This is a genomic window from Sphingopyxis sp. H115 (genome assembly GCF_001468465.1).
Lineage (GTDB): Bacteria > Pseudomonadota > Alphaproteobacteria > Sphingomonadales > Sphingomonadaceae > Sphingopyxis.
Window position 1 is genome coordinate 233,821 of sequence record NZ_LNSA01000001.1, and the last position, 23,107, is coordinate 256,927.

Consider the following 23,107-nt stretch of genomic DNA (forward strand, 5'->3'; position numbering starts at 1 on the left):
CTGTTTCAAATTCCGTCATACGTCCAAACGGACGGGGTGGATGAGGCCGCCGTAGCTCCGGCCGATGTTGGCGGGCAAACGTTATGGCCTTTGCGCGCTGCAAGCCAGACTTGTGGGAGATCGCGTCAGCTCGCTCCGTCGACCCGCGTTCGCCGCCATTCGGTGGCGATTGCCCCGATGGTTTCGAGCGGATGGGCCAGGTGCGCCCCGATCTCGGGTAGCGCGTGCCACGCCGGGGCGAGGAGCAGCCCGAGTTCGCGGTGGAAGTCATAGCCCGCGACCTTGAGCGGGACGATACCGTCGATCGCGAGCGATATCGGCGCGGTGGTGATGCCGACCCCGGCGGCGACCATGCGCAGGCAGCGCTCGTCGCTCTCGCTGCGCAAGGCAAAGCGCGGGCGAACGCCGTGGCGCGTAAAGAATCGGCTGGTCGCATCGAGAAATTCGCACGACCGGCGCGCGATCATCGTTTCGGCGGCGAGTTCCTCGGGCCCGACCTCGATCCGCCCCGCAAACGGATGGCCCGCAGCGACGAACATCGCCAGCGGCTCCTCATAGAGTGGCACGACATGGTCGCCGCGGTCACCGTCGCGCAGCGGAACAAGCGCCATATGAAGCCGGCCGCTGCCGAGCGCCGAGCGCAACTCGGAGTCACTGTTTTCGACGAGTTCGATCGAAAAGCCCGGGCGCAGCGCCGCGGCGATGGCCTGCAGCAATTCGCCCGGCGTCGAGCGGATGATCCCGAGCTTGAGTTCGGCCGCCCGGCGGTCGGCATCGCGGCCGAAGCCGTCGGCAGCGCGGAAGCCGCGTTCGAGATCGCGCGCGATCGGCAGGAAGCGTCCGCCCGCCTCTGTCAGCCGGATCTGACGGCGGTTACGGATGAAGAGCGGCGTACCGACGAGCTTTTCGAGTTCGGCGATCCCGCTCGACAGCGCCGGCTGGGTCACGCGGATGCGGAGTGCCGCCTGCGTAAAGCTGCCCGCGTCGACCACGGCAAGAAATTGGCGGATGTGGGCGCGTTTAATCATAGATTTTCTTTATGATAAACGTGCGGTCGTTTCAATTTCCCTATGAAGACGTTTTGATGCACTATCACGCGCAGCCTCGCCCTTCGATCGATAGGACCCTCATGCGCGCCACCCCCGATTTCGATTTCGCGCTCGGCGAAACCGCCGACATGATTCGCGACACTACCGCCCGCTTCGCCGACGAACAGATCGCACCTCTCGCCGCCAAGGCCGACGCCGAAGACTGGTTCCCGCGCGACGAGCTGTGGATGCAGATGGGCGAACTTGGCCTTCACGGCATCACCGTCGAGGAAGAGTTCGGCGGGCTCGGCCTCGGATATCTCGAACATGTGATCGCGGTCGAGGAAGTGAGCCGTGCGAGCGCCGCGATCGGCCTCTCCTATGGCGCGCACTCGAATCTGTGCGTCAACCAGATTCGCCGATGGGGCAATCCCGAGCAAAAGGCGAAATATCTTCCGAAGCTGATCAGCGGCGAACATGTCGGCAGCCTCGCAATGTCCGAAGCCGGTGCCGGCAGCGATGTCGTGTCGATGAAGCTGAAGGCCGACCGGGTTCAGGGCGGCTATGTCCTCAACGGCACCAAATTCTGGATCACCAACGCGACGCATGCCGACACGCTCGTCGTCTATGCGAAAACGAGCCCCGAGGCGGGATCGCGCGGGATCACCGCCTTCCTGATCGAAAAGGACATGCCGGGGTTCTCCATCGGGCAGAAGATCGATAAAGTCGGCATGCGCGGCTCGCCGACCGCCGAGCTGGTGTTCACCGACTGCGAAGTCTCCGAAGAGCAGGTCATGGGGCCGGAGAATGGCGGCGTCGGCGTGCTGATGTCGGGGCTCGATTATGAGCGCGTCGTGCTCGCCGGGCTCCAGCTCGGGATCATGCAGGCGTGTCTGGACACCGTCATTCCCTATGTCCGCGAGCGAAAGCAGTTCGGCAAGCCGATCGGATCGTTCCAGCTGATGCAGGCGAAGGTCGCCGACATGTATGTCATGCTCCAGTCGGCGCGCTCCTATGTCTACAACGTCGCCAAGGCGTGCGATGCCGGACAGACGACGCGGTTCGACGCCGCGGGCGCGATCCTGCTTGCAAGCGAGAATGCCGTAAAGGTCGCGGGCGAGGCGATCCAGGCACTCGGCGGCGCGGGCTATACGAAGGACTGGCCGGTCGAGCGTTACTGGCGCGACGCCAAGCTCCTCGACATCGGCGCGGGGACGAACGAGATCCGCCGCATGCTCATCGGCCGCGAACTGATCGGCGCCGGCGCGTGAGCTGGCTCTGGCTGTCGGCCGCCTTCATGGTGACGACGGCCGGGGTTCATTCGGTAATCGGCTATCGGCGGCTGATCGTTCCGCTGTTGCGAAGCGAGACGGGAGTGCTCGCGGATCCGTTGACGCGGCGGATCATCCGCTTTGCCTGGCACGCAACGGCGGTGCTGATGCTGATTTCTGCGGCGGCGGTCGCTTGGCCAGCTACGCCGGACGCTTTGCTTGCCGTCATTGGCGGGGGGTGGCTTGCAACCGGGCTGGTCAACGCCGCCTATACGAAGGGTCGCCATATCGCCTGGCCGGCGCTGAGCGGCGCGGGCATCTTCGCGCTGATCGGTGCGTTGACATGAGCATGCGCGGGCTTGTCCATCACATCGACCTGACGGTGACCGAAAAAGACCGGTCGCGCATCTTCTATGACGCGGTGCTCGGCTTTCTCGGCTATCGGCGCTCGGCCGATCACGACCATGGCAGCGACTGGGATCGCGCGGGCGAGCCCTTTCATTCGATCGGTATTATCGAAGCGCGTGGGCCGGGCGCAGCGCGGACGCACGACCGCTATTCGCCCGGCCTTCATCATCTCGCCTGGACCGCCGAAAGCCGCGCAGACGTCGATGCGCTGCACGCTTTGCTGCGCCGCATCGGCGCAACGATCCTCGACGCGCCTGCCGATTACCCGCGCTACGGTCCGACCTATTATGCGGTATTCTTCGCCGATCCCGACGGGCTGAAGCTCGAGTTCGTATTCGGAACCACCGGCGCATGAGCCAGACCCTGCTCGACGCCTTGCAATATTATGGCGCCGCCGCGGCGACGCTTGCGGCATTGCTCGTATCGCTCAATCTCGGCGAACGATGGACCGGGTGGGCATTCGTCATCTTTGTGACGAGCAGCCTCGCTTTGATCGCATGGGGTTTCCTCCAGCCCGACAGCGAAGGCATCGGATGGCAGAATATCGCCCTCCTCTGCATTAACCTCGTGGGCGTCTATAGCCACCTGATCCGCAAGAAGCCTGCCGCAAAGACGGAGGGCGAAGCATGACGCCCCGCCTCCCTTCGCCATCAGCCCCAGATGCGGACGCGCTGGTCGGGCGCGAGGTAGAGCTTGTCGCCTTCCTTGACATCGAACGCCTTGTACCAGGCGTCGAGGTTGCGGACCGTCAGCGCGCGGTACATTCCCGGCGCGTGGCCGTCGGTGGCGATGCGCGCGCGGAGCGCCTCGGCGCGCATCTTGGTTGCCCAGGTCTGCGTAAATGCGATAAAGAAACGCTGGTCGCCGGTGAAGCCGTCGATTACCGGCGCTTCCTTGCCGCCAAGCGAGGCGCGGTACGCGTCGTAAGCGGCCTGCAAACCTGCAACGTCGGCGATATTTTCGCCCAGCGTCAGCTTGCCGTTGACCGCCAAGTCGGGGAACGGCTTGTAGGTGTCGAACTGCGCCGCGAGAGCATCGCCCGCCGCGTTGAACTTCGCCAGATCCGCCGGGGTCCACCAGTTACGCAGCGCGCCCGTGGAATCGAAGGCGGCGCCATTATTGTCGAAGCTGTGGCTGATCTCATGGCCGATGACCGCGCCGATCGCGCCATAGTTGAACGCGGGATCGGCCTTGGCGTTGAAGAAGGGCGGCTGAAGGATCGCGGCGGGGAAATTGAGCGCATTCTGCACCGGCAGGTTCACGGCGTTGACCGTCTGCGGCACCATCCACCATTCGCCCTTGTCCATCGGCTTTCCGATCTTGGCGAGCTGGTGCGCATATTCGGCTTTCTGCCCCGCGACCTCGTTGGCGTAGGCATCGGTGCCGACGGTGTAGCTGCCATAGTCGCGCCATGTGTCGGGATAGCCCACCCCAACAACAATCGTCTCGACCTTCTTGATCGCTTCCTTCTTGGTTTCGGGCGCCATCCAGTCGATCGTTTCGACACGCTTTGCAAAGGCGGCCTTAATGTTCTTCACCATGTCGCCGACTTCGGCCTTGGCCGAGGCCGGGAAATATTTGTCGGCATAGGCCTTGCCGACGGCATCGCCGAGATAGGTGTCGAGCGCGTCGAGCGCGCGCCTTTCGCGGCCGCGCTGCTGCGGCGTGCCCGCCATCGTTGTTCCGTAAAAGGCAAAATGCGCGCTATCGATCGCGCTCGGCAGCACGTCGGCGTGGCTGTTGATCTGGTGGAAGGCGAGCCAGTCCCTCCAAGCATCGATCGGCTCGGACGCAACGAGCGCCGACAGGCCGGTGATCGCATTCGCATGATAGGCGCCGAACTTGTCCGCGCCGTCGAGCTTCGCTGCGGTGAAAAAGGCGGGCCAGTCGATACCGGGCGCCTTCTTCGCGAAATCGGCTTTGGTCCAGACGTCGGCGGACTTGGTGAAATCCTCGCTTTGTTCGCGCGTCGCGTGTGCCTTGGCGATCTTGACCTCGAGGTCGTAGATGCGCTTCGCCTTCGCGGCGGCGTCGCTCTGCCCGGCGGCGGTCAGCAGCTTGGCGATATAGGCCTGATAGGCGGTGCGGATGCTCGCCATCTTGGGATCGGACGACAGATAATATTCGCGCTCGGGCATGCCGAGGCCGCCCTGCAGCAAATAGGGGATAACCTCGCCGGGGGTCGCGAGCCCCTGCGTCACGAAGACGCCGAACAGATTTTCGGTCTGGAAGTCGGTGGCATTGAGCGGATCGACGTCGGCGCGAAGCTGCTCGCCGAGCACCTTCGACAGGCCCGCCTTGTCGGTGATTGCCGCGAAACGCGCGAGATCGGCGGCGACGGGCTTCATACCTGCGGCGTCGATCGCCTTCACGTCGGTATAGGCCTTGTAGAAAGCGGCGATGCGCCCCTCGTTAGTGTCGGGCGCCGCGTCGCCCTTGACGATCGCGTCGACCAGCTCACGGTTGCGCTTTTCGGTTTCGAGCTGCGCGACGTAAAAGGCGCCGATCGACGAGCGGTCAGCGGGGATTTCGTTCGCCTTGTCCCAATTTCCGTTGGCATAGGCGTAGAAGTCGTCACCCGGCTTTGCGGTCGTATCCATGGCCGCCTTGCTGATCCCGATGTCGGTGCCGACGGTGTAAGCGGCGGAGCTGTCCTTGCCGCTGCTACAGGCGACGGGACCCGCGACAATCGCCGCGGTGGACAGAAGGACGGCAAAGACAGCTTTTTTCATAGGAATGACCTTATTTTGTCACGGATTGGCGGGCAGCCGACGCGTGGGAAAATCCGGTTTCAATTCCAACCATTTTCGGCCTGCCGTGCTTTTCAATCGACGAGCGGCGGGTTAGTTCCGAACGGGCTTCAGGGAGAGACGATACAGTGAGCGCACCGGTTCTTGGCACGAACATCAACGCGGACAGCGAGGAATTTCGCACCCGCAGCGCGCATAATCGCGCGCTGACCGACGCGTTGCGGGCGGCGGTCGCCGAAGCGGCGCTCGGCGGAAACGAAAAGTCGCGCGAGCGGCATAAGGGCCGCGGCAAATTGCTGCCGCGCGAGCGCGTCGAACGACTGCTCGATCCGGGCGCGCCCTTCCTTGAGATCGGCCAGCTTGCGGCGAACGACCTCTACGAGGGTGAAGTGCCGGGCGCGGGGCTGATCTGCGGGATCGGGCAAGTATCGGGGCGCCAGTGCATGATCGTGTGCAACGACGCGACGGTAAAGGGCGGCACCTATTATCCGATGACGGTGAAGAAGCATCTGCGCGCGCAAGAGATTGCCGAGGCAAACCGCCTGCCGTGCATCTACCTCGTCGACAGCGGCGGCGCCAACCTGCCGCATCAGGACCAGGTCTTTCCCGACCGTGACCATTTCGGGCGCATCTTCTTCAACCAGGCGAATATGTCGGCGAAGCGCATTCCGCAGATCGCCTGCGTGATGGGCAGCTGCACCGCGGGCGGCGCCTATGTGCCCGCGATGTCCGACGAGACGGTGATCGTGCGCAATCAGGGCACGATCTTCCTCGCCGGCCCGCCCTTGGTAAAGGCCGCAACGGGCGAGGAGATCAGCGCCGAAGATCTGGGCGGCGGCGATCTGCACGCGAAGAAATCGGGTGTTGTCGACCATCTCGCCGAGAATGACGAACATGCGCTGACGATCGTGCGCGATATCGTGTCGACCTTCGGCGTCGAACAGGGCTTCGAGGTGGCGATGAAGGATCCGCGCCCGCCCAAATATGCCGCCGAGGAGCTTTACGGCATCATCCCGCAGGACGTTCGCGCGCCTTACGATGTGCACGAGGTCATCGCGCGCATCGTCGACGGCAGCGAGTTCCACGAATTCAAGGCGAACTACGGCAGCACGCTCGTCTGCGGCTTCGCGCATATCTGGGGCATTCCGGTCGCGATCCTGGCGAACAACGGCGTGTTGTTCAGCGAAAGTGCGGTCAAGGGCGCGCATTTCATCGAGCTGGCGCAGCAGCGGCGCATTCCCCTTCTCTTCCTTCAGAATATCAGCGGCTTCATGGTCGGCGGCAAATATGAGGCCGAAGGGATCGCCAAGCATGGCGCGAAGCTGGTGACGGCCGTCGCGACCGCGACGGTGCCCAAGATCACCGTGCTGATCGGCGGCAGCTTCGGCGCGGGCAATTACGGCATGTGCGGGCGCGCCTATTCGCCGCGCTTCCTGTTCACCTGGCCCAATGCGCGAATCTCGGTGATGGGTGGCGAGCAGGCGGCGTCGGTGCTGGCGACGGTGCACCGCGATGCGGAGAAATGGACGGCGGAAGAGACCGAGGCTTTCAAGGCGCCGATCCGCCAGAAATATGAGGATGAGGGCAATCCCTATCACGCCACCGCGCGGCTGTGGGACGATGGCATCATCGACCCCGCGCAGACGCGTGACGTCCTCGGACTGGCCTTTTCGGCAACGCTGAACGCTCCGGTCGAGGACCGCGGCTTCGGCGTATTCAGGATGTGATGATGCACAGCGACTTCGAAAACTGGCTTTGCGACACGGTCGATACCGTCGGGTGGGCGGTTCTGAGCGTCGCGCCGCGAACCGATAGCAATGATCCCGAAGAATGGTTCTCCTATTCGATCGGGCTCACCAAGACATTCGGTTGGCCGGAATTTATTTGCTTCGGCCTCACGACCGAAACCCGCTGCCATATGATCAACGATGCGGTCGAAGAATGCCGGAGAAAAGAGCGAGCGCCCGAGGCAGGGTTTCGACTTTCCGAGGTTCTCAATGGCTATGACACGCTGTTGGCCGAAGGTTCCTCAATTCCCGACAGCTACTTTGGATCGGCGGAATGGTTCGCCAGGCAATCGAATATCGAACTGCCAATCAAACGGCTCCAGCTCCTTTGGCCAGATGCGGACGGGTATTTTCCTGACGATAACCGCTGCGCCGAAGGTGTTCGTCTCGAACAAACTCCATTGGAAAAAGCATGATCAACTCCCTCCTCATCGCCAATCGTGGCGAGATCGCCTGCCGCATCATCCGCACCGCGCGCGAGATGGGCATTCGGACCGTCGCGGTCTATTCGGACGCCGATGCCATGGCGCTGCATGTGCGCGAGGCGGACGAGGCGGTGCATATCGGGCCTTCGCCGGCGCGGGAGAGCTACCTGGTCGGCGAGAAGATCATCGCCGCCGCGAAGGCGACCGGGGCTGAGGCGATCCATCCAGGCTATGGCTTCCTGTCCGAGAATGCCGAGTTCGCGCAGGCTGTCGCCGATGCCGGGCTCGTATGGGTCGGGCCCAAGCCTTCGTCGATCACGGCGATGGGGCTGAAGGATGCAGCGAAGAAGCTGATGGCCGCGGCGGGCGTGCCCGTGACGCCGGGCTATATGGGCGAGAACCAGGACGCAGCTTTTCTCGCCGAGCAGGCTGCCGAGATCGGCTATCCGGTGCTGATCAAGGCCGTCGCGGGCGGCGGCGGCAAGGGGATGCGCAAGGTCGATGATGCGGCCGATTTCGCGGACATGCTCGCCTCGTGCCAGCGCGAGGCCGCCGCCTCGTTCGGCAACGACCATGTGCTGATCGAGAAATATATCCTGACCCCGCGCCATATCGAGGTGCAGGTGTTCGGCGACACCCACGGCAATGTCGTCCATCTATTCGAGCGTGACTGCTCGCTCCAGCGCCGCCACCAGAAGGTGATCGAGGAAGCCCCTGCCCCCGGCATGGACGAGGCGACGCGCGCCGATCTGTGCGCCGCCGCGGTCCGCGCAGCGAAGGCGGTCGACTATGTCGGCGCGGGGACGATCGAGTTCATCGCCGACGCGTCGGAGGGCCTCCGCGCCGACCGCATCTGGTTCATGGAAATGAACACGCGGCTGCAGGTCGAGCATCCGGTGACCGAGGAAATCACGGGCGTCGACCTCGTCGAATGGCAGCTCCGCGTCGCGAGCGGAGAACCGATCCCGCTTCGCCAAGAGGAACTGGCGATCAACGGCTGGGCGATGGAAGCGCGGCTCTATGCCGAGGACCCGGCGAAGGGTTTTCTGCCGTCGATCGGCACGCTCGAGCTCTTCCAGCTGCCCGAGCATATGGGCCGCGTCGATACCGGCGTCTATGAGGGCGCCGAGGTTTCGCCCTTCTACGACCCGATGATCGCCAAGGTCATCGCGTGGGGCGAGGATCGCGAGGAAGCGCGCGAACTCTTGTCCGAGATGCTGGAGGAAAGCGCGATCTGGCCGGTGAAGACCAACTCGGCGTTCCTGATCAACGCGCTCGATCATCCCGATTTCGTCGCAGGCACCGTCGACACCGGCCTGATCGGCCGCGACGGCGACGCGATGACCGAGGAGCCGGTCCCGACCGCGCAGGCGCTCACCAACGCCGCAATGGCGATGGTGCCGCGCTCGCTGCAATCGGGCTTCCGCCTCAATGCCCCCGACGTGCGCAGCGCGCCCTTCCTGCTCGACGGCAAGCGTGTCGAGGTCGAACTCCATGGTCCGGGCGCCGACGAGCCCGCGCCCGCAATGCTCGTCGCCGAGAGTGGCTCGGTATGGCAGCTCACGCCTTGGCGCGCCGAGGGCAGCGCGGGCGGCGCGGCGAGCGACGGCGCGATCCTCTCACCGATGCCGGGCAAGGTCATCGCGGTCGATGTCGCTGCGGGCGACAAGGTGACGAAGGGGCAGAAACTGCTGACGCTCGAAGCAATGAAAATGGAGCACAGCCTGACCGCACCCTTCGACGGCGTCGTCGCTGAACTCAACGCGACCGCGGGGGCGCAGGTGCAGGTCGAGGCCCTGCTGGTGAAGATCGAGAAGGAAGAGGCATAATGGCCGGCAAATATTTCGACGAGTGGCAGATCGGCGAGACGCTGACGCACGATATCCGGCGCACGGTGACCGAGACCGACAATCTGCTCTTCACGACGATGACGCATAACCCGCAGCCGTTGCACCTCGACATCGAGGCGGCAAAGGCGTCGGAGTTCGGCCAGATCCTCGTCAACGGCACCTTCACCTTCAGCCTGATGGTCGGGCTGTCGGTCGGCAATACGACGCTCGGCACGCTCGTCGCGAACCTCGGCTATGACAAGCTCGTCATGCCGAAGCCGGTGTTCATCGGCGACACGCTTCGCGCCGAAAGCGAGGTAGTTGGCCTGAAGGAATCGAAATCGCGGCCCAATGCCGGGATCGTGACTTTCCTTCATCGCGCGATCAACCAGCGGGAAGAGATCGTCTGCCAGTGCGAGCGTTCCGCGCTCATCAAGCGAAAAGATTGATCGAATCCGTTCGGTTCGAGCGAAGTCGAGAACCGTTGGCCCCTCGCGTGTCTCGACTTCGCTCGACACGAACGGCATAGGTGATGGCATGAGACTCCGCTCGCTCCTCTTCGTCCCCGGCGACCGGCCCGAACGTTTCGCCAAGGCCGCGGCGTCGGGCGCCGACGCGATCATCCTCGACCTCGAGGATTCGGTTTCGCTCGCGAACAAGGAAACGGCACGCGCCGCGGTCGCGGACTATCTGGCCGGTGAGCGCGAGGTGATCACACTGGTGCGCGTCAATCCGCTCGACGGGCATATGACCGCCGCCGATGTCTCCGCGATCGCGGGCGCGCGGCCCGATGCGATCATGCTGCCCAAGGCCGAGGGCGCACCGAGCATCCAGCAACTCGACACCATATTGCGGAGTGAGTCGGCGCGCGATGCGTCGCTTCCCGCCATCCTGCCCATTGCCACCGAAACCCCCGCTGCCATCTTCACGCTTGGCAGCTATCGCGAGTTGAAGGATCGGCTGCTCGGCCTGACTTGGGGCGCAGAAGACCTGCCCGCGGCGATCGGCGCGACAACCAGCCGGCATGACGATGGCAGCTACACGGCGCCATATGAAATGGCGCGCGCGCTGACACTGTTCGCTGCGCATGGCGCGAACACCGCCGCGATCGATACCGTTTTTCCCGCGATCAAGGACGAGGCGGGCCTCACCGCCTACGCCGCCCGCGCGCGCCGCGACGGCTTTAATGGCATGATGGCGATCCACCCCTCGCAGGTCGGGCCAATCAACGCCGCCTTCACGCCCTCGATCGACGAGGTGGCGCGGGCGCAGGCGATCGTCGATGCCTTTGCGGCGAACCCCGGCGTCGGCGTGCTTCAGGTTGATGGCAAGATGGTCGATGCGCCGCACCTCAAGCAGGCGCATCACATCCTGTCGCTCGCTGACTAGCTCTTCCGCCGGAAGGGTCGGTGCCGCCGCATCCAGTCCCGGCCGCGATGCCAGCTTTTCCTGAGGCCACGCTCGGTCAGGCTTTCGAACATTTCGTCGGGGCTCGTCGGGTCGAGCAATTCATTCTCGGCGATGAATTCGTCGAACGGACCCGGCTTGGTGAGGTCGAGCAGTTCGAGCGACCGGCCTTCCCCGCGCAGTGCCTCAATCGCGGCGATCAGCGACCCTGTCGCGTCAAACCGGCGGCCGACCTCGGCCGGATCGACATCCAGATGCTCGGCGATCAGCGATTCGCGCAAGCGGCGGATCACTGGCTCGACGCCAGCGTTCGCGGGCAAGGCGGCGTCGATCGTCACGTCGCATTCGCTGTCGAGCCCCATCGAGCGATTGTTCATATTGGCCGACCCGACGCGGATCATCCGATCGTCGACCACTGCGGTCTTGGCGTGGACGTAAATGGGCTCACCCTTTGCCGTCCGCGGACAATAGACCTTGAGCCGGTCGCCATGTTTCGCTTTCGCGATTTCGCGGACGAGTTGTACGCGCGCAGCGTCCATCGCCATCTGTTCGAGCCAGCCGTCGGCGGTTTCGGGCATCACCATTACGAATTCGGGCGGATCATCCTCGTTCAACCGTTCGGCGATCGCCGCGGCGATCTTTCCGCAGGTGAAATATTGATTTTCGAAATAGATGAAGTGCTTCGCCGCCGCGATCATGTCGAGGTATAGCTGTTCGATCTCGCGAATTTCGTCATAGCCGTCATATTCGGCGCGCGTACGCGAAATGGCGACGTCGACGCGCTCGAAATCGGGCTTCAGGTCGTCGGGCCAATTTTCGCCCTTGCCCGTCAGGTCGCGCAGCGGCTTTTTGGTCGCACGCTGCCAGCGCTCGTTGCCGAGATCCGCGAGCGCGCTGCCCACCGGTCCCGCCAATATCATCGTGCTGTCGTGCCAGGGCATATAGGCTTTGCCGTCGGGGGCGGTGCGTCGCGTGTCGCCATCCTTGTGCCCTCGCGTGTCCCAGCGCCGCGCACCGACGTCGATCCCGCCGCACACGGCGAGATGATCGTCGAACACCGCAACCTTCTGGTGATGGCTGCAGCCGACCGGATGCGCACTGTCGAGACGGAAACTGATCGAGCGCGTGAGTTTCCAGCGCGCGATCATCGACAGGATGCGCGGTATCGCAAATTGTTTCAGTCCCCCGAAATTCCAGCGCAAGATGTCGATGTCGCGATCGGGCTTTTCGTGCGCGAGCTTCAGCAGATAGTCGCCAAGCGGTTCGCCCTTGCCCTCCTTGTCGGGTTTCAGCGCGATGCGCGGATCGAAGTCCCACCCGATGAGCAGGATACGCTCTTCCGCCTTCGCCATCAGAATTTCGAGCAGTTCGAAATAGTCGGCCGCATCGACGATCATCCGCGCCTTGTTGGCACGTTCAATCCGCCAGCAGTTGCGGCCTTCGACGACTATAGGTGCAAGCTCTGTCCCCATCGCCGCCACCACGCATGATGGCGGCGATAGTTGCAAGGACTAAAGTCAGGCGGCGAACTGTTCGGGGGTCAGGGCCATCATCGCGTCGCTGCCCGCTTCGATCTTGCGGCGGAGCGATCCGGCGTCGGGCAGGAAACGTTCGGCGAAATAGCGCGCGGTGACGAGCTTGGCTTCGAGGAACGGCTTGTTTCCGCGGCCCTCCGACAGTGCCTTCGCGGCTGCGTCGGCCATCATCAACCACATCGAGCCCAAGGCGACGATCCCCAATATGTGCATATAATGATGCGCACCCGCGCCGACATTGTTCGGGTTCGCCATGCCATTTTGCATGAACCACATCGTCGCGGCCTTGAGCTCACCATTCGCTTTTTCGAGACGCCCCGCGAAATCCGCGAGCGCTTCATCGCCCTTCGCGCGCGCGCATTCCTCGTCGACGATGGCAAAGAAGGCCTGGATCGCGCGGCCGCCATTCTGCGCGAGCTTGCGGCCGACGAGGTCCATCGCCTGCACGCCGTTCGCGCCTTCGTAGATCATGGTGATGCGCGCATCGCGGACATATTGGCTCATGCCCTGCTCTTCGATGTAGCCGTGGCCGCCGAACACCTGCTGCGCGTTGGTCGCGACCTCATAACCCTTGTCGGTGCCAAAGCCCTTGATGACCGGGGTGAGCAGGCTGACGAGATCGTCGGCGCGCTGGCGCTCCTCATCGCTCTCGGCAACATGCGCAAGATCGACCTGGAGCGCGCCCCAGGTGCAGAGCGCGCGCAGCCCCTCGACCGTCGCCTTGCCATCCATCAACATACGGCGGACGTCGGGGTGAACAAACAGCGGATCGGCCTTTTCCTGCGGATCTTTCGGCCCGGTGAGCGCGCGGCCCTGTCGGCGGTCCTGCGCATATTGCACCGCGTTCTGATAGGCGACGTCGGCCTGTCCGAGCCCCTGAATGCCGACGCCGAGGCGCGCGGCGTTCATCATCACGAACATTGCGGCGAGGCCCTTATTCTCCTCGCCGACCATCCAGCCTTTCGCGCCATCGTAATTCATCACGCAGGTGGAATTAGCGTGGATGCCCATCTTGTGCTCGATCGACCCGCACGACAGGCTGTTGCGCTCACCGAGCGAGCCGTCGTCGTTCACAAGGAATTTGGGCACGATGAACAGCGAGATGCCTTTAACGCTGTCGGGCGCGTCGGGGGTCTTCGCGAGGACGAGGTGGATGATATTGTCGGTCAGGTCGTGCTCGCCCGACGAGATGAAGATCTTGGTGCCGGTGATGGCATAGCTGCCGTCGCCGTTCGGCACCGCGCGGGTGCGGATGAGGCCGAGGTCGGTGCCGCAATGCGGCTCCGTCAGGTTCATCGTGCCGCTCCACTCGCCCGCGATCATCTTGGGAACGTAGGTCGCCTTCTGCTCGTCCGATCCCTTAACGAGGATCGCGGCGGTCGCGCCCTGCGTCAGGCCGGGATACATTGCAAAGGCCTGGTTGGCGGCGTTGCGATATTCCTCGACCGGGAAGCCGAGGACGTGCGGCAAACCCTGCCCGCCAAACTCCTCGGGCGCGGTCAGCAGGCCCCAGCCCGCTTCGCTATAAGCCTTATAGGCTTCCTTGAAGCCCTTGGGCGTGGTCACCGAGCCATCGTCGTGGCGGGTGCAGCCCTCGAGGTCGCCCGACTGGTTGATCGGGAACAGTACTTCCTCGCAAAACTTGCCCGCCTCGGTTAACACCGCCTCGATCATGTCGGGCGTGGCGTTGGAGAAACCCGGCAGGTTCGAATAACGCTCGATCCCGAGGACGTCGTTGAGGAGGAACAGCGTGTCCTGCACGGGGGCGCGATAGACGGGCATGGGAAATCCTTCTGAAAAGCAGTTTCGATGTCTAACTTGCCTGGGGAGAGGCAGAGGATCGGAAGCCGGGCGGCCTATTGGCCGGCGTCGACTTTCTTCACCATATCGATGAAGCGTGACAGCTCATCTACAGCGCTGTCAATATCGTCGCGTTGACGGCGCAGGAGCGCGATGCGCTCTTCGCATTTTTCGATCGTCACCTGACGCTGCAATTTGCGGCCGTCGCCGACGTCGTACAGATCGATCATCTCGCGAATGTCGGCGAGGCTGAAGCCTGTGCGCTTGGCACGCAAAATCCACGCCAGCCGCGCGCGGTCGCGCTTCGAATAGATGCGAGACAAACCCTTGCGCGACGGGCTGATCAGCCCCTCATCCTCGTAGAAGCGCAGCGCGCGCGCAGTCACGCCGAACTCGGTCGACAAGTCGGTGATGCTGAATTGTTCGCGCCCCAGGTGATCGGGCGTATCGATATGGGCGTGGCCGTAAGCTTCGGTCATGCGGCTGAAACTAGTTTCCGTTGACGTGAACGTCAAGACTGCCCGATGGGGCCGATCCGGGACAGGTCAGCCGCCGCACGGACGCCCCATATTGCCGCGTCGATCGGTCATTCGCAAGCCCCTCGCATCGGCTTCGGACCAGCTCGCGCGCGGCAACCGCAAACCCGCAAGCGACGCGCGCGAGGGGCACAGGCGATTGCATCGCTCCGGCAGCTTTCCAGGCAGGCGCAGTTCGTCCTCCTGCTCCTGCACCACGACCTCGCAGCCTTCGGCGCCGGCAAAGCGCATCCGCCATCCGCCGCCTTCGCGGACGATCGTGCCCTGCGCGGTACAGGACAGCCCGGGGCCGAAAGCCGCCGTGACCGCGAAGCGCCATTGGCCCGCGCCGTCGGGCACCACGCACATGGCATCGCGGCCAAGATCGTGCCTGCGTTCGAAAACGCCGACCGGCGTCGCGGCTTCGGGGCGCACCACGCCGCGTTCGCGCGCCGCCATCTCGAGCGGATTGTCGGCGTCGATGCCCTTGGCTCCTTCAGTGGGTGCTGGCCGTTCGCATCCGGCCAGCAACGCCAACGCCAGCGCGGCACTAGCCCTGCGCATCGTCGGCCAGAAAGGTCAGGCTGTCGTCGCTTTCGACGCGGCGATAAAAGCAGGATCGGCGCCCGGTGTGGCACGCGGGGCCCGCTGGCTTCACGCGCAGCAAGAGCGCGTCCTGATCGCAATCAACCCGCATTTCGATCAGGGTGAGGCCGTTCCCCGACGTCTCGCCCTTGCGCCACAGCGCCGCGCGCGATCGCGACCAGAAATGGGCCTGCCCCGTCGCGCGGGTCTGCTCGATCGCCTCAGCATTCATATGCGCGACCATCAACAATTTATGGCTGTCGGCCTCGACGACGATCGCCGTTACCAGTCCGGCGGCGTCGAAACGCGGAAGAAATCGATCGGTCGTGTCACGCTGGTCGGTCATGAACGACGCTTTAGAGCAGCTTTGGTGGGGCTGTCACCCCACGCCTCGCCGCCCATATGACAAATCCGTGATTAGGGGGCGACATTTGCGATTGCCCTCCCTATATGCGCCGCAGTCACTGGCCCCTGCCCCCTGGAACGACATGCTGACGACCCACCCTTTCGATGACGACAAGCTCCGCGAGGAGTGCGGCGTTTTTGGTATTCATGGCGCTGACAGCGCCGCCGCGGTTGTCGCGTTGGGCCTGCACGCCCTGCAACACCGTGGACAGGAGGCCGCAGGCATCACCGCCTTCGACGGCAAGGAATTCCACACCCACCGCGCGATGGGCCATGTCGCTGGCAATTTCGACCGCGACGACATCATGCGCCAACTGGCCGGTGCGTCGGCGGTTGGTCACGTCCGTTATTCGACGACGGGCGAGACCGCGCTGCGCAACGTGCAGCCGCTGTTCGCCGACCTGGCGACCGGCGGCTTTGCGGTTGCCCACAATGGCAATATCTCGAATGCTGCCGCGCTGCGCAAGCTATTGGTCCGCCGCGGTTCGATCTTTCAGTCGACCAGCGATACCGAGGTGATCATCCATCTCGTCGCCACGTCTAACTATCGCTCGCTGCTCGACCGGTTCATCGACGCGCTGAAACAGGTCGAGGGCGCTTATTCGCTGATCTGCCTGACCGCTGAAGGCATGATCGGTTGCCGCGATCCGCTCGGCATCCGTCCGCTCGTCATCGGCAAGCTGGGTGACGCGCACATCCTCGCGTCCGAAACGGTTGCGCTCGACGTTGTCGGCGCCGAATTCGTCCGGTCGGTCGAACCCGGCGAACTCGTCATCGTCCGCGACGGTCAACTCACCTCGCACCGCCCGTTCGCGCAGCAGTCCGCGCGGCCGTGCATCTTCGAATATGTCTATTTCTCGCGCCCCGATTCGATCGTCGATGGGACGAGCGTCTATTCGGTGCGCAAGGCGATCGGCGCCGAACTCGCGCGCGAAAACCCCGTCGAAGCCGACCTCGTCATCCCCGTTCCCGATTCGGGCACACCCGCTGCGATCGGTTATGCGCAGGAATCGGGCATTCCGTTCGAACTCGGCATCATCCGCTCGCACTATGTCGGGCGCACCTTCATCCAGCCCGGCGACAAGGTCCGTCACCTCGGCGTAAAATTGAAGCATAATGCCAATCGCGCGCTGATCGCGGGCAAACGCATCGTGCTGATCGACGATTCGATCGTGCGCGGCACGACCAGCCTCAAGATCGTGCAGATGATGCGCGACGCGGGCGCTGCCGAAGTGCATATGCGCATCGCGAGCCCGCCGACCTCGCACAGCTGTTTCTACGGCGTCGATACGCCGGAACGCGCAAAGCTGCTCGCCGCGCAGATGACGGTCGGCCAAATGGCGAATTTCATCAACGCCGACAGCCTCGCCTTCCTGACGATCGACGGCCTCTATCGTGCGCTTGGCGAGGCGGATCGCAAGCATGACGCGCCGCAATATTGCGACGCCTGTTTTACCGGCGATTATCCAACCACGCTGACCGATTTCGACGAGCATGGCCTCGAAGATCAATTTTCGCTGCTTGCCGAACGGGTTGTCTGACACAATGACTACGATGTCTAAAGAACTCGCGGGCCAGGTCGCGCTCGTTACCGGCGCCAGCCGGGGGATCGGCGAGGCGATTGCCGAATCGTTGGCCGCGCGCGGCGCGCATGTCGTGATCACCGCGCGCACGGCGGGTGGGCTCGAAGAACTCGAGGACCGCATCCACGAAGCCGGCGGCAGCGCGACGATCGCACCGCTCGACCTGACCGACGGCGACAGCATCGCCCGCCTCGCAAGCGCGATTGCCGAACGCTGGCAGCAACTCGACATGCTTGTGCTCAACGCCGCGATGCTGGGCACTCTGACCCCGGTTGCGGCGATCGACGGCAAAGAATTCAACAAGATCCTGACGCTGAACCTGATCGCACAACAGGCGCTGATCGCCAATTTCGACCCGTTGCTGCGCCGCGCCGCGAGTGGGCGGCTTGTCGCGCTGTCGAGCAGCGTTGCGCGCGAGCCGCGAGCCTATTGGGGCGCCTATGCCGCGTCGAAGGCCGCGTTCGAAACCCTCGTCACCAGCTATGGCGCCGAAATGCGCAATATCTCGACGGTGCGGACGGCCATTCTCGACCCCGGCGGCACGCGGACGCAAATGCGCGCACGCGCTTATCCGGGCGAAGACCCGCAAAGCATCAAGGAACCAGCCGCGGTCGGCGATTATGTCGCCCGGATGATGGTCGATGGCTTCGACAGCACTGCTTTTCATGCGCTGCCCAAGGTCATGGAAAAAGCTTAACGCCATCTTTGCTTTCCTGCGCTAAGGGACCATCATAACAAGGGTTTGCGAGGGCGCGGGAATGACGAAGAATATTTTGCGATCGGCGATCGCCGCCGTGGTCGGCATCCTTGTTGCTTTCGGGCTGATCTGGTTGGCGCAATATGCCGGCAGTGAAATTTCACCCGACGTTTACGACCCTGAAAGCGGCGAAATCCTGATCCCGGTCGGCTCGACGATCGCGCTGATCGCCGGCTGGTTCATTGGAACCTTCGCCGGGGGTTGGCTTGCCATGCGCGTCTCCGCCGGCACCGGTGCAGGCTGGGTCGTGGCCGGTTCGGTCATGGGCGCCGCGCTTTATCGTGCCGTTACGCTCGCCGATACTTGGTGGATCATGGCGCTGGGCGTCGCTGTGCCGCTCGTCGCGGTCTGGCTGGCCCAGCGCGCGGCGAGCGTCGTCACCGACTAACTCGCCTCGTCGCCAGGGTGCCAACGGCCCTCGCCTTCGCGGGAGCGACGCTTATTTTGCTTCCCGATCGACCGCCGCCTGCACGCTCTTGTAAAAGGCCTCGCGCGCCGCGCCGACGCCTTCGGGATCGGTGGCCGTCGGCCAGTTGCCGTTCGACGCGATCACCAGCTTTCGCTTGGGATCGATGAAAATCCCCTGCCCGAAAATGCCCTGCGCGGCGAAACTGCCATCGTCGTTCGTCCACCATTGATAGCCATAACCGCGCCCCGGAATGTCGATACCGGCCTGCTTGGTCGTCGCGGATGCCAGCCAGTCGTCAGGCAGCACCTTCTCGCCCCCCGCAACCCCGCCATTCAGGATGAATTGCCCGAACCGCGCATAATCCTTGAGGCTCGCCGACATGCAGCATCCGCTGATCTCGTGCCCCGTTGCGCCGAGCATCCACACCGCGTCCTGCTCCATGCCAAACGGCTTCCAGATCTTTTCGGACAGATAGGCCGACAGTGTCTTGCCCGTCGCGCTCGACACGAGCACGCCGATCAAATTGGTTTCGCCGGTCTTGTACACCCACTTCGATCCCGCCGGCGCTTCGCGCGGCAAGGTCTTCATATAGCTGACTGTTATATCCTCGCCGGCGACCGGCTTCTGCATATTGAACTGCGCAACGTCGGACTTGGGATCGGTATAATCCTCATTCCATTTGACGCCCGAGGTCATCGTCAGCAATTGCCGGACGCTGACATCGTCATAGGCCGAACCCTGAAGGCCGGGGATATAGGTCGTCACCTTGTCGTCGAGGCTCTTGATATAGCCATCCTTCACTGCGGCGCCGACGAGCGTGGAGGTAAAGCTCTTGGCAACCGAAAAGCTGGTCCAACGGCCCGCAGCGCCATAGCCGAGCGCATATTTTTCGAGCCGGATCTTGCCGTCCTGGACGATGATGAGCCCCGCGTTGCGCTGCTTCGCCATATAGGCATCGACATCCGATCCGACATCGAGCGGCTCGCCCTGCGGCAAGGGATAGACGGCATCGCCGGCCTCGACCGTGTTGACGACGACCTTGGGAACCGTCTCCATCGTCCGGAAGGCGGCGTCGCGTTGATCCTGGGTCCAGAACAGCACATTCAGATCCTTTGGCAATATATCGTTGGCACGGGTGGACGCGGGCGCACCGCACCCCGCTGCTGCGGCGCATAAAAGCCCCGCCGCCAAAAATCGTCGCATGCTTTTTCCTCCCCTGTTCTCAGGCTCTTTTTTCAAGTGTGACCTGCGCGACGTCGATGCCTCCGCCGCGGAACCCACCCTCGCAATATTGAAGATAATAGCGCCAGAGCCGCACGAAACGCTCGTCGAACCCGGGAGGCAGATCGTTCGCTGCTACGGCCGCGTCGAACCGCTCGCGCCACTGGCGCAGCGTTTCGGCATAATCACCGCCAAACCGGCGCACGTCGCGCCAAACAAGGCCGCGCGCCTCCGCCAGCGCGCGAAAGCGGCTTTCGGAGATCAGGCAACCGCCGGGGAAGATATAGGCCTGGATGAAGTCGCTGCTCGCGGCATAGCGTTCGAACAGCGCATCGTTGATCAGGATATACTGGATGGCCGCCTTGCCACCGGGCCGAAGAAGCCGGGCGATCGCATCGAGATAGGCCGGCCAATATTCTTGCCCGACCGCTTCGACCATCTCGACGCTGGCGATCGCGTCATACGGGCCTTTCGCGTCGCGATAATCGCAAATCTCGATATGCGAGCGCCCAGTGAGGTCGACCGCGGCCAACCGTGCATCGGCAATCTCGGCCTGGGCCGCCGACAGGGTGATACCGGTATAGAGGACGTCATGGCGCTCGACCGCGCGTTCGGCGAGCGCGCCCCATCCGCATCCGATCTCGAGCAGCCGGCTTCCCGAACGCAGGTCGAGCCGGTCGAGGATCGCGTCGACCTTGGCCGCCTGCGCCTGGTCGAGCGACTGGGCGGGATCGGTGAACATTGCGCTGGAATAATTCATCGCGGCGTCGAGCCACAGGCGGTAGAAATCATTGCCCAGGTCGTAATGGGCATGAATGTTCCGCTTGGCGCCGCGGCGATCGTTGCGATGAAAGGCATGGATCGCCTTGTTCAGCCAGCGCGAGGGGCCGCGGGCGCGCGCCACATTGCCCAGCGATTCGCCATTGCGCATGAACAGGTCGAACAGCGGTACCGGATCGGGCGACGACCATTCCTGCGCTTCCCACGCCCGGTACCAACCGACCGAGCCGGACAGCGCCAGCCGTGCGAGCGCCGCCCAGCGATGGAGGTGGACAACGGCCACGGGCCCCTTGCCGCGCCCGCCGAGCAGACGCACGCTGCCGTCGGGTAAATGCCCCTCGATCGTACCGTGCGCGAGTCCCGCATCGATGCGGTCGAGAAGGCGGTGGAACAGGCCCGACGGGGCGAGCGCAATCAGCCGGGCCATCGCACCGCCGGTGCGATAGGCACGATCGGCGCGGAGCAGTTCCTTACCGCGGCGCGGGCTGACATGCGTGTTCATAGCCCCTTCCTGCCTTAAAGCCGTGCGGCTGACAATCGGTTGCCGCATGGCGTCATGACGTCCATCGCTCCGCGATCAATCCGGATAGCTTGCCGTGTCGGGCGCGGTCAGCCGGACCTGGAAACGGTCCTGTGCCAGCGGGTGCATGAAGCGCTGGTCGCGCAGCAGGATCGCGCCGTCATCGCTCTGCGCCACGGGCATACGCGACCAGAACAGGAAGGCGCGGGCGGCGGGGTCGCCCTTTACCCAGGTTGCGAGGCGGGGGTCGTCCATGCCCGTCGGACTGCCCGTCAGATCCACCTTCCCGCCGACGCCCGGCACGAAACTCGCATTGCCGTAACGATCGGAAGTTCGCCAGAAGATGTCGCGTTTCCAGAACGCCAGCGGGGGCGGACTGGCGACGACCAGCGCGTCCTTACGGCCACCAGCTTCGAGCGCGCTCGATGCCATGCGCTCGGCGGCGCCGGTGATGAGGCCGTTGGCAAAGATATAGGCGCAAACCGCCGTGAAGCCGATCCATGCCGGGCGCCGCCAATTGGCCGCTCCGCGGCGCTCACCGCGAAGGGAAAGCCAGACCGATGCGCCGAGCGCGATCCATATCCACAGGTCGATGATGAAAATGCTGTCGCCATAGAACCAGCGATGACTGAAGGGCTCGAGCAGGCGGATCCCGTAATTGTTGAGCCAGTCGAGCGCCGGATGGCTGAGGCAGCCGATATAGGCGAGCGCGAGCAACCAGCCCTTGTCGATGGGTAACCGGTCGGCGGGGCGCTTGCCGCGCCGCTCTTGCCAGCGATCGAAGGCAAGCATCAGCCCCCACAGGATAAGCGGCAGCACAAGCAGCGCAACCGGCCCGTGCGTGATCCCGCGCCGCATCGCCAGCGATTCGATCCCGTAGATCGCGCAGCCGGCATCGATATCGGGCAGGTTCGCCGCGATGATCAGCGTCGGCATCGCAAGGCCGGTCTTTTTCTTGAGCCCCATCTGCCCGAGCAGCGCACCGACAAGGCTATGCGTCAGATTGTCCATGCGAATCTATAAATCCGACCCGGAGAGCCGCCGCAAGATCAGAGTTCGGGCCCACCCTCGGTTACCGTCCAGGTCTGTCCCTTTTTGAGCAATCCCTGCAGGTCGGCCTTCTTGCCTTCTGCTGCCGCCTTGTTCTGGCGAACGACATCGGCCTCAAAGGTCGGGCGCGGATCGTCGTAGAGGACGCCCAATGCCATCGGAAATTCGCCAAAACGCATCTCGACGAGCATGTGCGCGACGCTGCGGTTGGTAACATCATGCACGATCACGCCCGCGGCTTCCCAATCGCCATCGACGACATCGACGGTCTTGAGGTGCAGCGCCTCGGCGTCGAGCGCGATGCCTTTGGTGCCCTTGGCATAGAGCATCGGTTCACCCTGCTTCAGCCAGAGCTGACGGTCCTCGGCTCCCTTGGGCGCAGCGAAATCCTCGAACACATCTTTATTATAGACGATACAGTTCTGGAAAATCTCGATAAAGGCCGCGCCCTTGTGGGCGTGCGCAGCCTTCAGCACATTGGGTAGTTCCTTCGACACGTCGAAGCCGCGCGCGACGAAACGCGCCCCCGCCCCCAATGCGAAGGCTGCGGGCTGCGCCGGACGGTCGACCGAGCCATAGGGGGTCGAGGGGCTCGTCGTGCCGACACGGCTGGTCGGCGAATATTGGCCCTTGGTAAGGCCGTAGATCTCGTTGTTGAACAGCATGATCTGGCAGTCGAGATTACGGCGGATCAGGTGCATCGTGTGGTTGCCGCCGATCGACAGTCCGTCGCCGTCGCCCGTGACGATCCAGATGTCGAGACCGGGATTGGCGAGCTTCAGCCCCGTCGCGAACGCCGGTGCGCGGCCGTGGATCGTGTGGAAGCCGTATGTCTCCATATAATAAGGGAAGCGCGACGAGCAGCCGATGCCGCTGATGAACACGGTGTTCTCAGGCGCGGTGCCGATTTCGGGCATGGTGCGCTGCACGGCTTTGAGGATCGCATAGTCGCCGCAGCCGGGGCACCAGCGGACTTCCTGATCGGTTTCCCAATCCTTGAGCGTCGTGGTGCGCGCGATGGTGGTCATCTCGTTCATGTCAA

Annotated in this window: 23 protein-coding genes; 12 read left to right on the forward strand and 11 right to left on the reverse strand. The window is 63.7% G+C overall.

What is annotated here, in order from left to right; all coding sequences use genetic code 11:
- Positions 1–125: 125 nt before the first annotated feature.
- Positions 126–1,028 carry a LysR family transcriptional regulator gene (locus ATE71_RS01145; protein WP_058801519.1) on the reverse strand — a complete coding sequence of 301 codons (903 nt, stop codon included), beginning with the start codon at positions 1,026–1,028 and terminating at the stop codon, positions 126–128.
- A gap of 101 nt (positions 1,029–1,129) precedes the next feature.
- On the opposite strand from ATE71_RS01145, the gene ATE71_RS01150 reads away from it, so the two are divergent.
- From ATE71_RS01150 to ATE71_RS01165, 4 genes are read left to right on the forward strand one after another with little or no spacing between them, the layout of a single operon-like run.
- A complete protein-coding gene (locus ATE71_RS01150; RefSeq protein ID WP_058801643.1) occupies positions 1,130–2,299 on the forward strand; it encodes an isovaleryl-CoA dehydrogenase in 1,170 nt (389 codons plus the stop codon).
- Positions 2,296–2,646, forward strand: a complete 351-nt coding sequence (locus tag ATE71_RS01155; RefSeq protein WP_058801520.1) for a hypothetical protein — start codon at positions 2,296–2,298, stop codon at positions 2,644–2,646. The genes ATE71_RS01150 and ATE71_RS01155 overlap by 4 nt, the downstream gene beginning before the upstream one ends.
- Positions 2,643–3,062, forward strand: a complete 420-nt coding sequence (locus ATE71_RS01160) for a VOC family protein (RefSeq protein ID WP_058801521.1) — start codon at positions 2,643–2,645, stop codon at positions 3,060–3,062. The genes ATE71_RS01155 and ATE71_RS01160 overlap by 4 nt, the downstream gene beginning before the upstream one ends.
- Complete coding sequence (locus ATE71_RS01165) at positions 3,059–3,337, forward strand: hypothetical protein (RefSeq protein ID WP_058801522.1); 279 nt, start codon at positions 3,059–3,061, stop codon at positions 3,335–3,337. The genes ATE71_RS01160 and ATE71_RS01165 overlap by 4 nt, the downstream gene beginning before the upstream one ends.
- 20 nt (positions 3,338–3,357) lie before the next feature.
- Here ATE71_RS01165 and ATE71_RS01170 read toward each other — a convergent pair whose 3' ends face one another.
- Positions 3,358–5,439 carry a M13 family metallopeptidase gene (locus ATE71_RS01170; RefSeq protein ID WP_058801523.1) on the reverse strand — a complete coding sequence of 694 codons (2,082 nt, stop codon included), beginning with the start codon at positions 5,437–5,439 and terminating at the stop codon, positions 3,358–3,360.
- Positions 5,440–5,585: 146 nt separating this feature from the next.
- Between ATE71_RS01170 and ATE71_RS01175 the strand changes: the two genes are divergently transcribed.
- From ATE71_RS01175 to ATE71_RS01195, 5 genes are all read left to right on the forward strand, one after another.
- Positions 5,586–7,184 (forward strand): carboxyl transferase domain-containing protein, encoded by a 1,599-nt coding sequence (locus tag ATE71_RS01175; RefSeq protein ID WP_058801524.1) that lies wholly within the window; start codon positions 5,586–5,588, stop codon positions 7,182–7,184.
- A complete protein-coding gene (locus tag ATE71_RS01180) occupies positions 7,184–7,660 on the forward strand; it encodes a DUF4262 domain-containing protein (RefSeq protein WP_058801525.1) in 477 nt (158 codons plus the stop codon). The genes ATE71_RS01175 and ATE71_RS01180 overlap by 1 nt, the downstream gene beginning before the upstream one ends.
- Positions 7,657–9,498 (forward strand): acetyl/propionyl/methylcrotonyl-CoA carboxylase subunit alpha, encoded by a 1,842-nt coding sequence (locus tag ATE71_RS01185; RefSeq protein WP_058801526.1) that lies wholly within the window; start codon positions 7,657–7,659, stop codon positions 9,496–9,498. Before ATE71_RS01180 ends, ATE71_RS01185 begins: the two co-directional genes overlap by 4 nt.
- A complete protein-coding gene (locus ATE71_RS01190) occupies positions 9,498–9,947 on the forward strand; it encodes a MaoC family dehydratase (RefSeq protein ID WP_058801527.1) in 450 nt (149 codons plus the stop codon). The genes ATE71_RS01185 and ATE71_RS01190 overlap by 1 nt, the downstream gene beginning before the upstream one ends.
- An 88-nt stretch (positions 9,948–10,035) precedes the next feature.
- Complete coding sequence (locus tag ATE71_RS01195) at positions 10,036–10,887, forward strand: HpcH/HpaI aldolase/citrate lyase family protein (protein ID WP_058801528.1); 852 nt, start codon at positions 10,036–10,038, stop codon at positions 10,885–10,887.
- Here ATE71_RS01195 and ATE71_RS01200 read toward each other — a convergent pair.
- The 5 genes from ATE71_RS01200 to hisI form a co-directional block, all read right to left on the reverse strand.
- Positions 10,884–12,377, reverse strand: a complete 1,494-nt coding sequence (locus tag ATE71_RS01200) for a phospholipase D-like domain-containing protein (protein WP_058801644.1) — start codon at positions 12,375–12,377, stop codon at positions 10,884–10,886. The genes ATE71_RS01195 and ATE71_RS01200 overlap by 4 nt on opposite strands.
- 45 nt (positions 12,378–12,422) lie before the next feature.
- Entirely contained in the window at positions 12,423–14,222 is a 1,800-nt protein-coding gene (locus tag ATE71_RS01205) for an acyl-CoA dehydrogenase C-terminal domain-containing protein (protein ID WP_058801529.1), read from the reverse strand.
- A gap of 74 nt (positions 14,223–14,296) precedes the next feature.
- Complete coding sequence (locus ATE71_RS01210) at positions 14,297–14,719, reverse strand: MerR family transcriptional regulator (RefSeq protein WP_058801530.1); 423 nt, start codon at positions 14,717–14,719, stop codon at positions 14,297–14,299.
- Positions 14,720–14,785: 66 nt separating this feature from the next.
- The gene (locus ATE71_RS01215) at positions 14,786–15,319 is read right to left on the reverse strand and encodes a hypothetical protein (protein WP_058801531.1); all 534 of its coding nucleotides are present in this window, start codon (positions 15,317–15,319) and stop codon (positions 14,786–14,788) included.
- Positions 15,306–15,686: a phosphoribosyl-AMP cyclohydrolase gene (hisI, locus tag ATE71_RS01220; protein WP_058801532.1), complete on the reverse strand. Its 381-nt coding sequence runs from the start codon at positions 15,684–15,686 to the stop codon at positions 15,306–15,308. Before hisI ends, ATE71_RS01215 begins: the two co-directional genes overlap by 14 nt.
- Positions 15,687–15,828: 142 nt before the next feature.
- Here hisI and purF point away from each other — a divergent pair, with 142 nt between their 5' ends.
- The 3 genes from purF to ATE71_RS01235 all read left to right on the forward strand — a co-directional run bounded on the left by purF (position 15,829) and on the right by ATE71_RS01235 (position 18,473).
- Positions 15,829–17,286: an amidophosphoribosyltransferase gene (gene purF, locus ATE71_RS01225; protein WP_058801533.1), complete on the forward strand. Its 1,458-nt coding sequence runs from the start codon at positions 15,829–15,831 to the stop codon at positions 17,284–17,286.
- 13 nt (positions 17,287–17,299) lie between these two features.
- Positions 17,300–18,025 carry an SDR family NAD(P)-dependent oxidoreductase gene (locus ATE71_RS01230; protein ID WP_058801645.1) on the forward strand — a complete coding sequence of 242 codons (726 nt, stop codon included), beginning with the start codon at positions 17,300–17,302 and terminating at the stop codon, positions 18,023–18,025.
- 61 nt (positions 18,026–18,086) lie between these two features.
- Positions 18,087–18,473: a hypothetical protein gene (locus tag ATE71_RS01235; protein WP_058801534.1), complete on the forward strand. Its 387-nt coding sequence runs from the start codon at positions 18,087–18,089 to the stop codon at positions 18,471–18,473.
- Between the two features lie 51 nt (positions 18,474–18,524).
- Here ATE71_RS01235 and ATE71_RS01240 read toward each other — a convergent pair whose 3' ends face one another.
- From ATE71_RS01240 to ATE71_RS01255, 4 genes are all read right to left on the reverse strand, one after another.
- Positions 18,525–19,697 carry a serine hydrolase domain-containing protein gene (locus tag ATE71_RS01240; protein ID WP_058801535.1) on the reverse strand — a complete coding sequence of 391 codons (1,173 nt, stop codon included), beginning with the start codon at positions 19,695–19,697 and terminating at the stop codon, positions 18,525–18,527.
- 19 nt (positions 19,698–19,716) lie between these two features.
- Positions 19,717–20,997, reverse strand: a complete 1,281-nt coding sequence (locus tag ATE71_RS01245) for an SAM-dependent methyltransferase (RefSeq protein ID WP_058801536.1) — start codon at positions 20,995–20,997, stop codon at positions 19,717–19,719.
- A gap of 75 nt (positions 20,998–21,072) precedes the next feature.
- Positions 21,073–22,026, reverse strand: a complete 954-nt coding sequence (locus tag ATE71_RS01250; protein WP_058801537.1) for a metal-dependent hydrolase — start codon at positions 22,024–22,026, stop codon at positions 21,073–21,075.
- Between the two features lie 38 nt (positions 22,027–22,064).
- The gene (locus tag ATE71_RS01255; RefSeq protein ID WP_058801538.1) at positions 22,065–23,102 is read right to left on the reverse strand and encodes a 2-oxoacid:ferredoxin oxidoreductase subunit beta; all 1,038 of its coding nucleotides are present in this window, start codon (positions 23,100–23,102) and stop codon (positions 22,065–22,067) included.
- Positions 23,103–23,107 lie beyond the last annotated feature (5 nt).